The 13500-nt window shown below is 46.4% G+C and carries 13 protein-coding genes; 4 read left to right on the top strand and 9 right to left on the bottom strand.

Annotated elements, in window-relative coordinates:
- Both essC and MKY66_RS11690 read right to left on the bottom strand, forming a co-directional pair.
- Positions 1–4005 carry a type VII secretion protein EssC gene (gene essC, locus MKY66_RS11695; protein WP_076208841.1) on the bottom strand — a complete coding sequence of 1335 codons (4005 nt, stop codon included), beginning with the start codon at positions 4003–4005 and terminating at the stop codon, positions 1–3.
- A gap of 54 nt (positions 4006–4059) precedes the next feature.
- Positions 4060–4380, bottom strand: coding sequence for a hypothetical protein (locus MKY66_RS11690; protein WP_074094613.1), 321 nt, complete (start codon positions 4378–4380; stop codon positions 4060–4062).
- 422 nt (positions 4381–4802) lie between these two features.
- On the opposite strand from MKY66_RS11690, the gene MKY66_RS11685 reads away from it, so the two are divergent.
- Positions 4803–5042 (top strand): hypothetical protein, encoded by a 240-nt coding sequence (locus MKY66_RS11685; protein ID WP_074094612.1) that lies wholly within the window; start codon positions 4803–4805, stop codon positions 5040–5042.
- A gap of 123 nt (positions 5043–5165) precedes the next feature.
- Here the strand turns inward: MKY66_RS11685 and MKY66_RS11680 are convergent, their stop codons facing one another.
- The 6 genes from MKY66_RS11680 to MKY66_RS11655 all read right to left on the bottom strand — a co-directional run bounded on the left by MKY66_RS11680 (position 5166) and on the right by MKY66_RS11655 (position 10407).
- On the bottom strand, positions 5166–5318 hold the full coding sequence (locus MKY66_RS11680; protein ID WP_164783094.1) for a hypothetical protein: 153 nt from the start codon (positions 5316–5318) through the stop codon (positions 5166–5168).
- Positions 5319–5560: 242 nt separating this feature from the next.
- Positions 5561–7039: an aldehyde dehydrogenase family protein gene (locus MKY66_RS11675; RefSeq protein ID WP_076208842.1), complete on the bottom strand. Its 1479-nt coding sequence runs from the start codon at positions 7037–7039 to the stop codon at positions 5561–5563.
- Positions 7040–7208: 169 nt separating this feature from the next.
- Positions 7209–7748, bottom strand: coding sequence for a GNAT family N-acetyltransferase (locus MKY66_RS11670; protein ID WP_076208843.1), 540 nt, complete (start codon positions 7746–7748; stop codon positions 7209–7211).
- 113 nt (positions 7749–7861) lie between these two features.
- Entirely contained in the window at positions 7862–8200 is a 339-nt protein-coding gene (locus MKY66_RS11665) for a L,D-transpeptidase (protein WP_076208844.1), read from the bottom strand.
- A 56-nt stretch (positions 8201–8256) separates the two neighbouring features.
- On the bottom strand, positions 8257–9402 hold the full coding sequence (gene rsgA / locus MKY66_RS11660; RefSeq protein WP_339807140.1) for a ribosome small subunit-dependent GTPase A: 1146 nt from the start codon (positions 9400–9402) through the stop codon (positions 8257–8259).
- A gap of 411 nt (positions 9403–9813) precedes the next feature.
- Entirely contained in the window at positions 9814–10407 is a 594-nt protein-coding gene (locus MKY66_RS11655) for a metalloregulator ArsR/SmtB family transcription factor (RefSeq protein WP_076209482.1), read from the bottom strand.
- Between the two features lie 178 nt (positions 10408–10585).
- Here MKY66_RS11655 and MKY66_RS11650 point away from each other — a divergent pair, with 178 nt between their 5' ends.
- The 3 genes from MKY66_RS11650 to MKY66_RS11640 all read left to right on the top strand — a co-directional run bounded on the left by MKY66_RS11650 (position 10586) and on the right by MKY66_RS11640 (position 12923).
- On the top strand, positions 10586–11584 hold the full coding sequence (locus tag MKY66_RS11650; protein ID WP_076208845.1) for a YpdA family putative bacillithiol disulfide reductase: 999 nt from the start codon (positions 10586–10588) through the stop codon (positions 11582–11584).
- Positions 11585–11589: 5 nt separating this feature from the next.
- Entirely contained in the window at positions 11590–12033 is a 444-nt protein-coding gene (locus tag MKY66_RS11645) for a DUF441 domain-containing protein (RefSeq protein WP_036609212.1), read from the top strand.
- Between the two features lie 377 nt (positions 12034–12410).
- Positions 12411–12923 carry a hypothetical protein gene (locus tag MKY66_RS11640; protein WP_036609214.1) on the top strand — a complete coding sequence of 171 codons (513 nt, stop codon included), beginning with the start codon at positions 12411–12413 and terminating at the stop codon, positions 12921–12923.
- Between the two features lie 99 nt (positions 12924–13022).
- On the opposite strand, the gene MKY66_RS11635 is transcribed toward MKY66_RS11640, so the two are convergent.
- Entirely contained in the window at positions 13023–13472 is a 450-nt protein-coding gene (locus tag MKY66_RS11635) for an NUDIX domain-containing protein (protein ID WP_076208846.1), read from the bottom strand.
- Positions 13473–13500: the final 28 nt, after the last annotated feature.

The following is a 13500-nucleotide window of genomic DNA, read 5'->3' as shown; positions in this document are numbered from 1 at the left end:
TCAAACTACAACATGCCATCGGTCACGAATTTCAGAAATCCAATCGGTCATTTTCCAGCTGTCATCACATGGAACTGCACCTTTAACCCTGGAATATTTACGTTTTACATAATAACCTTGACCCGGAGGCAGTACCTTCAGCCCACCTGAACTACCTCCAGATTCGGAATAAGGTATACGGAAGAACGAGAGATCGTTAGGGTCTAAAGTCCCGAACAGCATTCCACTCTGGGAAGCCTTCACATCCGTTACCCAGTCAGAACCAAAGGTTGGGAAGTCTGCCGGAACTCCGGATAGAATCACGTGTACACCGCGATCCCTTCCTTGACGAACAATCGCTCCCAATTGATCTTTCACATTAAAATCGTTTAGCTGCTTGGACAAGGTGTCCGCATCGTCGATGACAAGCACAAGTTCCGGTCCACCGGAAATCTCGCCTCTTTTCAGAACTTCATCGTACAACTGTTGAATGACAGGCGCAAGCTGTTCTTCTCGCGATACATGTCCACGGACATGGGGCAAACTGCTGATTTCCCCCAGCCCACCTGAGCCATAACGCATATCTACTGTGTATATTTGCACATCTTCCGGAGAAGCATGATAAGCCAGTGATAACATCCATGTCAATAAAAATGTTGTTTTGCCGCCTTCCATCGGACTCGTTACCATGAAATGCGGACCTTCACGCAGATTAAGCTCGAATGGTTCCAGATCATCCGTAAGCAATCCCACAGGGACAGTTACAGACGATGTATCCCAAGCCTGACCATATGATCCTGTCCGAATGAGCAGATCCTTCAGTTTGATCTCTTCCGGAAGTGGAGCAATCTGCGGCGCTTCTTCCCCTGTCCAGCCTTGGCGAATCTCAGCAATCGTACGGCGCAGTGCCGATGAACGCTTGCCCTCATCTGCCCCTGAAGAAGGTAATGCCGCCTGGAACATTAATGGAGGCACTTGCCCTTTGACCAGGCCTCTTCCTGGCGGAAGTTGGCTTGGTGCCTTGGAAGGTCTCCCCACGGCATAATAATAATCGCTTGGATCGGATAACTCAAATGAAACCGCATTGGGAATATTGCTTCTGAATTTTTCAAATACATCGGTTACCCGATTCGCAGTAAGCACAAAGGTGATACCCAGACTTCCGCCTTCACGCAGGATCGTCTCCAGAAGTTCATTTTCTTCCGGATAGGCATTGCGGAATGAAAGATAGCCATCAATAACGATCAGAACCTGCGGGACTGCCGCGTGAGCTGAACGGCGGTACGCCGAAATCGTTTTAACCCCCGCCTCCGAGATGATATCTTTGCGTTGTGCTGACAGCTTGAGAATATAGCGGAATAACCGCTTGATCCGGTCTTCCTCTTCAGCCATCATCACGCCACCGATCTGAGGTAATGCTGCAAAGTCTTTCATCATACGGCCCATGTCGATAATGTAACCATGCCAAGGCTCAGTTCTATGGGAACGGGCCAGAGACATAAGCAAGGTCTGAACAAATGTTGTTTTGCCCAGTCCTGGCATGCCGTACACGACCAGATGGCCTTGATCCACAGGCAATGCGAGCGGTTGTTGGCGCTGATTAGGGAGATCATCCAGCAAACCAACCAGTGGTTTCAGACCACTCGCTCCGCCATCAAGCAGCAGATCCCGATTCTCTTCTTCCTGCCATTCCTGAAGACCTTCCCATTCCAGTGTCTCTGGTAAAGGTGGCAACCACGGTCCTGGCAAACGACGGATACCCGCATCCGCTGCAGACTGCGCAACATAATCAATAAATACCTGAAGCTGTTTCGGAACATCTTCACCTTTGAGAACGGCTCTGCGCTCTCCAGTTAACAGAGGCTCCCGCTTACCGTTCAGGCGCACTTCCATAACAGGTAATACCGTTGTTGAATCCTCCTGCTGGTTATACGGTGCACCACTCCAGGCGAATTGCATTTCTTCAAACACTTCATCACTACCAACCTGGAAATATCCACGACCAGGCTTTGTAATCCAGGCAGCATTTGGAATCTTGATCATATCCCTGCTATCTCCCTCACTCTGTACGCGAAGGCAGATCCGGAAGCGCGAATTACTCCATATTTTATCGTCCACAACACCAGCTGGCTTTTGGGTTGCCAGAATTAGATGAACCCCAAGTGTCCGGCCAATCGCCGCGATACTGATCAATTCATCCATGAACTCCGGCTGGTCCCTCTTCAATTGAGCAAACTCGTCAATGATAATAACCAGATGTGGCAGTGGCTGTTCATGTCTGGAACGCAGAATCTTGTAATATTCATCAATATGCTGGAGGTTTCCCGCATCATTTAATATTTTTTGCCTTCTGACCAATTCGGCACGAAGTGAGATATTTGCCCGCTCGATCAGATTCCCATCCAGATTGGTGATCGTCCCTACCACATGAGGCAGATCAACAAATGTATTGGACATCCCGCCACCTTTATAGTCAATCAACATAAACGCCAGATCATGTGGATGAAATTCAGCAGCCAGTGAGGCTACGATGGACTGAATGACCTCACTTTTACCTGAACCGGTTGTACCTGCAATCAGACCATGGGGCCCATGACCCTGACGTTCGATTTTATCATGCAGGTTAAGAGCAATTTTTTTGCCACCAGCTCTTACGCCCATAGGTACGGGAAGTGTGTCAGGATATCTTGTCTGTCCCCACCTGGACACCACATCCAGATCCTCCACACGTGATGTGCTCAGCATATCGAATAACGGGAGCAGTTGCGGGATATCCGACGCAGATGAACGCTTCAAACGAATCGGTGACATATATCGGGAAAGTGCCTCTGCCATCTCCTTCGAGATTACATCAGGCTTGTACGTTTGCTGAATAACATCCGCATCTTCCGTTTTTTTGATATACACCCCTTTGCCTTTGGAGGCATCCATAATCAACTGACAATGCATCGGTAGAGACTCCTTGCGATTAGCCAGTATAATGGTGCATACATCAATGTCATGAGCCGACTCCAGCAGCAGCGGAAGCAACGGTTCTTCTTCAATCAATTGCGTATCGGAGAGAATTACAACGTAACACGGCGTTTGTACGCTTTTCTTGTAGCGGTCTTCCTTATTGTTACGACGCCGATTCAACACGGAAAACAAGCTGTCCGCCAATTGATGCGCACCGCTGTGCCTGTCGGCCATATAGCGTTGTCCTTGGTCTTCATCCCAGATATGGGGCATCCAGCGAAGCCAGTCCCATTCCTTGCTGTCCTTTTCTTCATAGAAAGCAGCAAGCTTCAGTTCATCCGGGGAATGGCGTACCGTCAGTTGTGAGATGATGACTCGCAGGGAAGCAAGCACTTCCTCCCGATCACCGACAAGTCCCATAACCTTCGATTGGAACAAAGGCAATGTAATAGAAGCATCCGGTACCGTCTGGAATTCAGCCGCAAGTTCATGGGCCGCTTCAATCAGCTCATCCTTCTCATAACCATCAATCCGCGGAACCTGAAGTTTGATGCGGAATGGAATCTCTCCCGTACCAATGCGCACCTGAAGGAAATCATCATCCTCTGGTGAACGCTCCCACAAGGAACTGTTCCGGTTCTTCACCACTTGAAGACACACACCCGGATCACCATGAATTTCGTACAGACTCTTCACTTGCTCCGCCTGAGCTTCTTTCAGTTCTTCCCGGTGTTTGTCCAGTTGGGCAAGATACATTATTTTTCGTTCTTCCAATTTTTTGCGATATGATTTCTTATTGCTCAGATACACGAAGAATGGAATGGTGTAAGAAGTAAGCATCATCATGACCGTCATCATCTGAAACATCATATAATTGCTGTTGCCCATTTTGCCGGTCATATTGATATATACGTAGAAACCAATGCTGACCATGGTCATCATGATCGGCACAATAATGGATATCATGGAAAACGTGGGTTTGCTCGGTTCTGTTGGAGGCCTGAGTATTTCGAGTCTCTCTTCCTTGAGAACCGGTGTCATTCTTGGAGAACGCTGATATAACACATTCACGAAGAGAAGACCTCCTTTAGTTCGTTCAATAATGAATGTATACGTTCAAAAGCTCTATTCGTTGCTGTCCTGCTGAAACAATGAACGTCTTCCATATACAGGCGCTTCTTCCGAAGTCGTTGAAAAAGCCCGCTGGACACGTACGCAACTGCCTTGTCGCAGCCCTGTTTCCATTAACTGCTGTGCGTTCTGCGGAGAGAACCACAGACCTTCCGGAAACTTGGCTTCAAGGATGTACTGAATGCCGTCTCCCGGTGCCTGTCCAAAAATGCGAACGCCGAGTAATGTCTTCAAATGTTCAATGGTACATTCGTCCGGAACATCGATGTCGAACCATTCTCCTTCCTCGCGGCCGGAATACACGGTTAGAATCATCCGAATCCCTCCCATGGTCTCATATGTAAATTGTCCTAATGTCAGATTAAATCAAAAAAAAGAGAATGAATCGTTATATCAACCCTATTTTCTTACATAAACACCCTGTTTGCAATGTACCACCTGTAATTTTGTTACATATGACCCACGTATATATTAAAATATCGTACATTTGACTCAGAACTTTCGTGGCAGTTATGCAATTAAATATTGCGAGGATACGAAAATTATCGTTTTTCGTTCCATTTAAATGGTAATTAAGATTCGTTTTTCGGGACTTTTATTCCTTCGCTCACAATTGAATTGTGAACACTTTTCAAACATTACCCACCTTTATGTTTTCATAAGCTGATTTTAAGGTAATTTTAAGCATTGGAATTTAATATTAGCTGTATGAAATAACAACCGTGAGGTGATTTCAAGTGAGAACCCTAATAACCTTTCAAAACAAATCAATCCCTGTATATTTTAATCAAGAAAACAAACAACCTATGCAGAAGACATTAAGATTGCTTAGCAGTGCTCTAGAGCATAAAATTAGCAACGGTAAACGCGCCATTCAAAAATGTCTGCATTCTTTAATTAGTATTGAGATTGTTAATGGAGAAGCCATTCTCCACAGTCGAAGTGAAAACGACTCCCTTGCTTTATCGTTATATTAAAAGGAGTCAACCAAGACACAGTCATTACAAGACATGAAAAAGGAAGCTGTCGTTATAGACAAGCTTCCTTTTTTGAGTTGTATACACGTTAACAGCGGATTGCAAATTATTATCAGCCATCACTCAGTGCAGTTTGCTCAGGACATAGGCGGCATCATGTTCTTCCGCAATCTCGGCTTTACGAATACGAATGACAAACAGCCGAACCAAATTGGCACGTGTATGTTCTTCCTGACAGGTATTCAGTTTCCTCAGAATAAAGCGGTCAATGGACATGAATTTAAGCCCCTTTGCCATTGGATTTACGGATCGTTTCTTCCGTATCCATAAATAACCAGATAGCGTCAGCCCCAAACAGCTTTTCCACTCTTATATTAAGCCGTATTTTGCCAAGGTGTAAAATTGTGCAAAAAGCCCGTCCCACCAAGCTGGAGACGGACTTTCAAATGATTTGTCGATCTTTTTGTAACCCATTCTTATCATTTATAAATGAACCTGCTAGTTCACCCTTTTTCGACTTATTTCACTCCCGGATATTCCCGATATTGGTGCTGAATGCTGATCCAACGAGTACGTGTAAACTTCTCAATGGCCCAATCCCCACCGAAACGTCCAATCCCTGAAGCTTTTTCACCGCCAAACATCACATGCGCTTCATCGTTCACAGACTGATCATTTACATGCACCATACCAGATTCGATGCGCTGAGCAACCTGATATCCTCGATTCAGATCTTTGGTGAATACGGAACCACTAAGTCCATAAGGCGTATCATTTGCCAAACGTACAGCTTCCTGTTCATCATGAGCCTTCATGATCACTGCTACTGGGCCAAACAATTCCTGCTGCACGATATCCTGTTCAGGTTTGACATCGGCAAGTACAGTAGGAGACAGCACGCTGCCTTTACTGGTCCCCCCGAGCATTAACCGTGCACCTTCGGCTTTGGTTTTGTTCACAAGCTCCTGTAATCGTTCTACCTCTTTTTCCCGAATGAGAGGACCCACGAGTGTGTTAGCATCCGCCGGATCACCTGCCTGAACATTCTTCGTTTTGGCTACAAATGAATCGACGAACTTATCGTAAATATCGGCATGCACAATGATACGATTCAGAGCCATGCAGATCTGTCCCTGATGCAGAAACTTGCCAAAGACCGCCGCTTCGGCAGCACGTTCAATGTCCGCATCTTCCAGCACAACCACCATGGCGTTGTTACCGCCCAGTTCCAATGCCGTTTCTTTTAAATGTTCACCCGCCAGTTTACCGATTCCTTGTCCAACTTCTGTGGAACCCGTAAATGAAATTACTTTGGGAACCGGATGAGCGACAAAGTAATCCCCGATCTCGCTGCCACTTCCGGCAACGACATTCAGCACGCCCTCAGGCAGACCAGCCTGTTCAAACAAATCGGCAATGAGCCAACCTGCCGTAATCGGAGTGTCCGATGCTGGTTTAATCACCACACCATTACCAAGAGCAATTGCTGGAGCTACAGATCGCAGGCATAGATGCAAAGGGAAGTTCCATGGCCCGATAACACCAATCACTCCCTTCGGTTCACGAACCACACGGTTCTCTTTGCCAGGGGTATTGGACGGAATAATCTCACCCTTCATACGATAAGGAAAAGATGCTGCTTCGTCCACAATGCGTTTAGCCGCTGCAAACTCCGCCTCCGATTTGATTCGGGTACTGCCGGATTCCGTGATTAACAGTTGAATGATCTCCTCTTTTCGCTCTGCCATCAGGGATGAAACTTTACGCAATACCTCTTCTTTCGCAGCAGGTAATGACTTCGACCATTCAATCGAATTTTTCTGAGCTGACTCATAAGCCTTGTCTATGTCTTTCTTATTGGAAGAGCGCCATGTGGCAATAACTTCTCCCGTATAAGGGTTGATATTCTCCATTGTTTTCTCGCCGGAGCCATCTACCCATTGGCCATTAATATATTGTTTCGTCCATGTTGTATGTTCGGTTTCCATTAAAGTCATCTGAATACGCCTCCTGATCAAGATTAAATGTCACACCTGCACAACGGTGTAATACATCATTAAACTTGTTCAGAATTACGCAAACGTGAAGACCTGAATTAGCTCTTCCATTTTTAAAGCTTAAGGAAACAACACAACCCACACTATTCTCTCGCCACCTGCACGTCTTTCAACAGTCGGGCAGGCTCTCCTCTCCAAAGAGGCTCAAGTCTTCCCATCCGTAGCCAACTTCGATCAGATCTTGACCACCAATGCGGAGGGACTGTGTCTGAACTGGAGTACCTCCCATCTTTTCATAGAAGCGACAAGCTGGATTACGCTCCAAAGCCCATATGATCAAACGTTTCATATTATGGGTCTGCAGATGATGAACGACATGTGTCGCCAGTTGCTGACCTATCCCTTTTTGTTGTACTTCCTTCAGCAAATATATAGCGTATAACTCCCCATCATAAGGTAATTTGCCTTCACGCTCCTTACCCCCACAAGCAAATCCGACAATGTTCCCATGATCCTGTTCAGCTACCACCAGGATCTGATCCTCTTCGTCAGAACGAATGGTCTTCTCCCAATGGGACAATCTTGATTCTATAGTCAAATGATCCAAAAAATCGTCGGGCACAATTCCCCGATATGTTGTTTTCCAACTCTCCGTATGTACATGGGCTATTCCCTCCGCATCCCCTTCACGCGCCCTCCTGATCAGCATAGCTATCACTCACTTTCTCTCGTAACTGCCGTAGCTTTACCATATTATATGTTCATCTTTCTATAATTCCAAATTCATCCACTGAACTACCTCTTATAAAGTAAAATCCGGCCCTACGGCCGGATCGTTACCCTTGTGCCTACAGATACCTTGGAAGACAGATCCAGTACATCCGAGTTGTACATGCGTATACAACCATGGGAGACGGATTTGCCAATAGACCAAGGCTCATTGGTACCGTGTATGCCATAGTGGGGAGCAGACAGTCCCATCCAGAACACGCCAAATGGCCCACCTGGATTCGATTGTTTGTTAATAATAGTGAACTCTCCGCTTGGAGTCTGCGTGAGCATCTTGCCGGTGGCTACGGGATAGCCCTTAATCACCTGATTGCCATCCAGAAGATATAACATGTGGTCAGACAGATCTACAATAATCCTGTAATCTGGCATAATGACATCCCTCCTGACCTATCTTATGCAAGATACCGGATGATGCCCGCCTGATTTCAGGCTTCCTCCCACTCTTTCACACTACGGGAGTGCTTGGATTTGCGACTATTGGCCGGTTTGCTGGAAGCGGTACGCCTTCTGGATGCCACTTCTTCCTTGCGCTGCTGATATTGCAATTCCTTCTGCATTTTCAGATAATTATTCAGCCTTTTTTCATCCAATGAACCGTCCTGTATGGCCTCTTTCACTGCACATCCAGCTTCCCGTGTATGACTGCAATCCAGAAATCTGCACGTGGCGGCAAGTTCTTCAATTTCTCCAAACGCCTGCGACAGCCCGTCATGGCCCTCATCCCAAAGATTAAGCTCACGCATTCCTGGAGTATCGATCAATACGGCTCCCTGAGGAAGTACAAACATCTCCCGGTGTGTTGTCGTATGTCTCCCACGGCTGTCTCCCTCGCGGACGGATTGCGTAAGCTGCACATCCTCACCCATCATCCAGTTCACCAGCGTAGACTTGCCACTGCCAGAAGATCCTGTGAGCGCAACAGTCAGCCCTGGCTGCAAATATCGTTCCAGTAAGGATTTCCCTTGACCCTCCACTGCAGATATCGCAAGCACTTCAACGCCTGGGGCAATCCCTTCTACACTTCGGATCTGTTCTTCCACATTGTTGCACAGATCACTTTTGCTTAAGACAATGACTGGCCTCACGCCACCATTCCAAGCCATCATCACGTACCTTTCGAGTCGTCTAAGATTGAAATCATGATTAAGTGCAGCCACGATTAACAGTGTATCTACGTTTGCGGCGATTAATTGTTCCTTGGTCACTGGACCTGCCGCCTGTCTCGATACCCTGCTCCGACGTGGCACCAGATTATGAATAATTGCTTCTTCACCTGCCTGACCTGTAATGGCCACCCAATCGCCAACCGCTGGAACCAAGCTGGTCTCCAGACTATCATGACGCATTCGGCCCGCAATTCTTCCCCAGCATTCGCCCTCTTCTGTAATCAAACGTTGCAGATGTCCATGGTCTGCGATAATTCTGGCTGGCTTTTTCTCCTGCTCTTCCATCCCTGTCTCTTGCCACAGTTCCTGCCACTTTGCAGACCAGCCGTACTTCTCAATATGGTTATCTAAAATAAAAATTCCTCCCAAAATAAGTTGTTTACTTCGTTCAAGCCGAGTGAACAAACATCTCCGGTTCAGATCAAAACAAAAAACCACGAGCAGAAATACACCCGCGGCAATAAGTAGTTAGCCGAATCAAAGATGATCCCTTCTTGTAGATCTACCGGATAGAATACTTAACCCTCCGATATAAACCATTCAGGAACACCCTTTATCGGCAAACAAAAAAGCCACGGGTGCGTCACCCGTGGCTTCATCTGAGCATGTGATACTTCACGTTACAATGGATACTGCTATCCAGCTAACGCAAAATTACATGCTTTGATCCGTTCCGGAGACGCTGTTCTTATTCAAATTAACGTATACTGCATTTAAATTTGTCATAAACAATCGCCTCCCTTGTAGAATTATCCATTATGTTACACACTGAGCTTTACAGTTGTCAAGCCCAAACTTTTTTTACCACCAGCTACTCTATTTGACCTGATCCCAGCGTGTCCACATTTCCTTCGGATTCAATTCATAGATATCCTCTTCCCGATACATGAACTGATGCATGATAAATTCCCGCCGAATCGTGGCAAAGTCTTCATGGTATTGCTTTATAAATGTATTGATTTCTTTTTCCGTATACTTCCGACCAAATTCAAGCTGCTCGACCAGATGACCAAGTACAATCAGTTTTTTCTTGTATTGAGCCGGAATCTGACGCAGTCGTCCATCTTTGGAGAAAAAATTTCTCATGACCGACGCTTTCAATGTTTCGTTCACATCACTCATATCCGAAATCTCCTCTCGATTAAAGATAAAATCAACCGAAGCCTGTGCATTCTCGCGGATAAACGAAGGATTGAGTGTGAAATACACTGTATTTTTCTCCCGTCGTTCCTTAATCAGCGCCGCCTCTCTCAGCTTGGATGCATGATGTGTCACGGTTGGCTGTGACAGATTCAGCCGCTCGGCAAGTGCCTGTCCGTGCAGTTCACCCTGTGCCAACAACAGTAGCATGCGAAGCCGGGTCGGGTCAGCCAACGCTTTATGATAAGCCACAATTTTCTCCAGCTGCATCATCGTTCATCTCGCTTTCATTTAGATATATATCTAATTTGATATTAGTCTTTTCTTCTCTGCACGTCAACTCCTTTGGTTTCAAGTAAGCTTGTCTAATTAAACTCCACGCTTGAACTGGCATTGGCTCGTTATTTACGGTAGGATTATATTGCTTGAAATAAGGAGGATTAAGAACATGGAAGATGTCATTATTATCGGCGGAGGCCCATGCGGTCTGTCTGCTGCCATTGAATGTGAGCGGCTGGGACTGTCCGCTGTGATCGTTGAGAAATACAATATCGTTCAATCTATTTATCTGTATCCAACCCATATGCAGTTTTTCAGCACAGCCCCGCTGCTTGAGATCGGAAACGTTCCGTTCAGCACACCTAATGATAAACCGTTTCGTTATGAAGCACTTGCCTATTATCGCAGGGTAGCCGAACATTTTGGTCTGCGTGTTCATAACTATGAGGAAGCCCGTGAAATTAAACGCAAGGATGATGGTACGTTTGAGGTACATACGCTCAATCGCCGCGGGGAAGCCATCGTACATGTTGGACGCAATGTAGTTGTAGCTACCGGTTATTTTGACCATCCTAACTATCTGGGCATCCCTGGAGAAGATAAAGATAAAGTAACCCACTACTTCCGGGAAGCCCACCCTTATACCCGTACACGTGTCGCCATTATTGGCGGAAGCAACTCAGCCGTGGATGCGGCCATGGAACTGGTTCGGGTCGGAGCACATATTGATATGGTTTATCGCGGCAGTGGTCTGTCCCAGCATATTAAACCATGGGTACGCCCGCTATTCGAGAGCATGGTGACAAAAGGTCATATCACACTCCACCTGGAATCACGCGTGAATGAAATACTCGATGATTCGATTCGTCTGATACACACGGATGGTTCCACTCAGGAACTGGATAATGACTTCGTACTGGCAATGACCGGTTTCCGTCCAGATCGTCAACTACTCACGTCGGTAGGTGTGGAGATGTCTGATGATATGGATAAACCTCTATATGATGCACAAACGATGGAAAGCAGCATACCTGGTGTATATGTAGGCGGAGTCATCGCTTCGGGTCGTAATGCCAATGAAGTCTTTATTGAATCCGGACGCTGGCATGGACGGTACATTGCGGAACATATCGTTAGCAAACAACGTGGACAGACTGAAGGGAAATGAAAACAATGGATATGACTTCCCTGCTGTTGCTCGTATTTGCGGCTCTCGGGATTATCAGCAGCAACACACCTGTGACCGTAGCGATGGTATTTCTGTTGTTGCTACGAGTCCTGAACCTGAATCAGGCATTTCCATGGCTTGAAAAATACGGACTTACACTGGGCATTATCATTCTGACCATTGGCGTGATGGCACCTCTTGCCAGTGGCAAGATGAGTCTACAGACGATCGGTGAGTCTTTCCTGCACTGGAAATCACTGCTCGCCATTGGCGTAGGATTACTGGTGGCATATCTCGGAGGACGTGGCGCTACGTTGATGGGTACACAGCCAACTGTCGTTGCAGGGCTGTTAATCGGAACGGTACTTGGGGTTGCCCTATTCAAGGGTGTACCTGTGGGTCCATTGATTGCGGCGGGAATTTTATCATTGCTGCTGGGCAAATCCTGATTCAAGTTGTGAAGGTTGTGACCTGACATGCTATGCAGATTGGCTGTATTTCCCACCGTTGTGTGATATACTTCTATTCATGCAAATCATGTACACGAGTCTACAGCAGAATAATCCACATTAGAGGTTGTTCAAAAAGTCCGCTTTTGATTACGAAGGATGCCTATCGGCATCATCAGCATCGAATATGGAATTCAGCCGAAATGTCCGTTGCTCACGTAGTTTTCCCTACGCTCCGCTACTCCATTTCTAGCTTCATCCCATCTTCTCGGTACTGAAAACCGTCCTATTTGAACACGTACTATTATGGTTATGCTGTTGCATAAACGTATAGATTCACTTTGCAACTATTAATGGCGCAGGAGGATTCAGGAACCATGTCACGTCAGTTTATTACAGAAGCCGTGATGGTGGCCATTTACGGTCAATTGTTAGCGCCGCCCGCGCCTGTTGAATATATTGTTCCTTATACCACCATCCTTGAGCTATATGAATTCCAGACCAGTCCTGATCCCATGATGGATAACCCGGCAGATGATCAGCATGTGAAATCCAAAATCAATGAAATGATTTCTTATTTCGAGGAACCGCTGAATAAGAAAAAAATAGAGCGTGCGTTACTTGTTCCATGGGCCAAAAGCCCCTCCATTTTATTTGGTGACCAAGTATCCATTGCCATTATCAATGCAATAGATACGGCACAGTACGGGGAGTATTTCGATCCCATTGAGACCGAACTGCTGCTGACATCTCAGCGCCTGAGTATCCCGATTCTCACCGATCAGGTTGAACTGATTGCACGCATCATTGAGTCCGAATCACCTGTACAGGTATTTGATATTGATGATTTTGATTTTGCGATGGATGATGAACCGCTGGATCAGGTGTAATTCATGCTCTGAGCACGTGAATCGGATTTAAAAAAAAAAAAGACCTTGGCATCCACTTTATCGTGCATGCCAAGGTCTTTTTTTGCGTCAACACTTATTTTATTCTGCAAAATCCCGCGCTAACAGGATTCGGCTAATCTGATTAAGAGGTGGTAATGACTCCAGCGCAAAAAACTTCAGACCTGCATCACTATTTACACGCGACTCCACAAGGTCATCCTGAATGATCACTGTCCGGAACAAGGCAATGACATAATACTCTTCATCTCCGCTTGAATGCAGATACCGAAGGTCAGGCCCCGAATAGAGACCTTCAAGTGTCATGGTATCAGCAGTCCAACCTGTCTCTTCCCATAACTCCCGATGTGCAGCATCTTCAATAGCCTCACCCGGGCGCATCTCACCTGCTGGCAACCGCCAGTGACCATGTTCAGCATGCTGAATCAGCAGTAATTCACCTTGTTCGTTCTCAGCCCGCACCGCCGCTTTTACAACAATATGAGAGCGTTTTGCGATATACTGGGCCAAATCTCGTGGTGGCAGATTCACTGCTTATCCCCTCCTCCTACTCGGAAGC

Source organism: Paenibacillus sp. FSL R5-0766, from assembly GCF_037971845.1.
Classification (GTDB): domain Bacteria; phylum Bacillota; class Bacilli; order Paenibacillales; family Paenibacillaceae; genus Paenibacillus.
This window is presented reverse-complemented; position numbering and strand designations above follow the sequence as displayed.

Bases quoted from the DNA above. Each gene is read 5' to 3' on its own strand.
- MKY66_RS11690 (WP_074094613.1), bottom strand. From the start codon at position 4,380: ATGATTCTAACCGTGTATTCCGGCCGCGAGGAAGGAGAATGGTTCGAC.
- MKY66_RS11680 (WP_164783094.1), bottom strand. From the start codon at position 5,318: ATGTCCATTGACCGCTTTATTCTGAGGAAACTGAATACCTGTCAGGAA.
- MKY66_RS11675 (WP_076208842.1), bottom strand. From the start codon at position 7,039: ATGACTTTAATGGAAACCGAACATACAACATGGACGAAACAATATATT.
- MKY66_RS11670 (WP_076208843.1), bottom strand. From the start codon at position 7,748: ATGCTGATCAGGAGGGCGCGTGAAGGGGATGCGGAGGGAATAGCCCAT.
- MKY66_RS11665 (WP_076208844.1), bottom strand. From the start codon at position 8,200: ATGCCAGATTACAGGATTATTGTAGATCTGTCTGACCACATGTTATAT.
- MKY66_RS11655 (WP_076209482.1), bottom strand. From the start codon at position 10,407: ATGCAGCTGGAGAAAATTGTGGCTTATCATAAAGCGTTGGCTGACCCG.
- MKY66_RS11650 (WP_076208845.1), top strand. From the start codon at position 10,586: ATGGAAGATGTCATTATTATCGGCGGAGGCCCATGCGGTCTGTCTGCT.
- MKY66_RS11645 (WP_036609212.1), top strand. From the start codon at position 11,590: ATGGATATGACTTCCCTGCTGTTGCTCGTATTTGCGGCTCTCGGGATT.
- MKY66_RS11640 (WP_036609214.1), top strand. From the start codon at position 12,411: ATGTCACGTCAGTTTATTACAGAAGCCGTGATGGTGGCCATTTACGGT.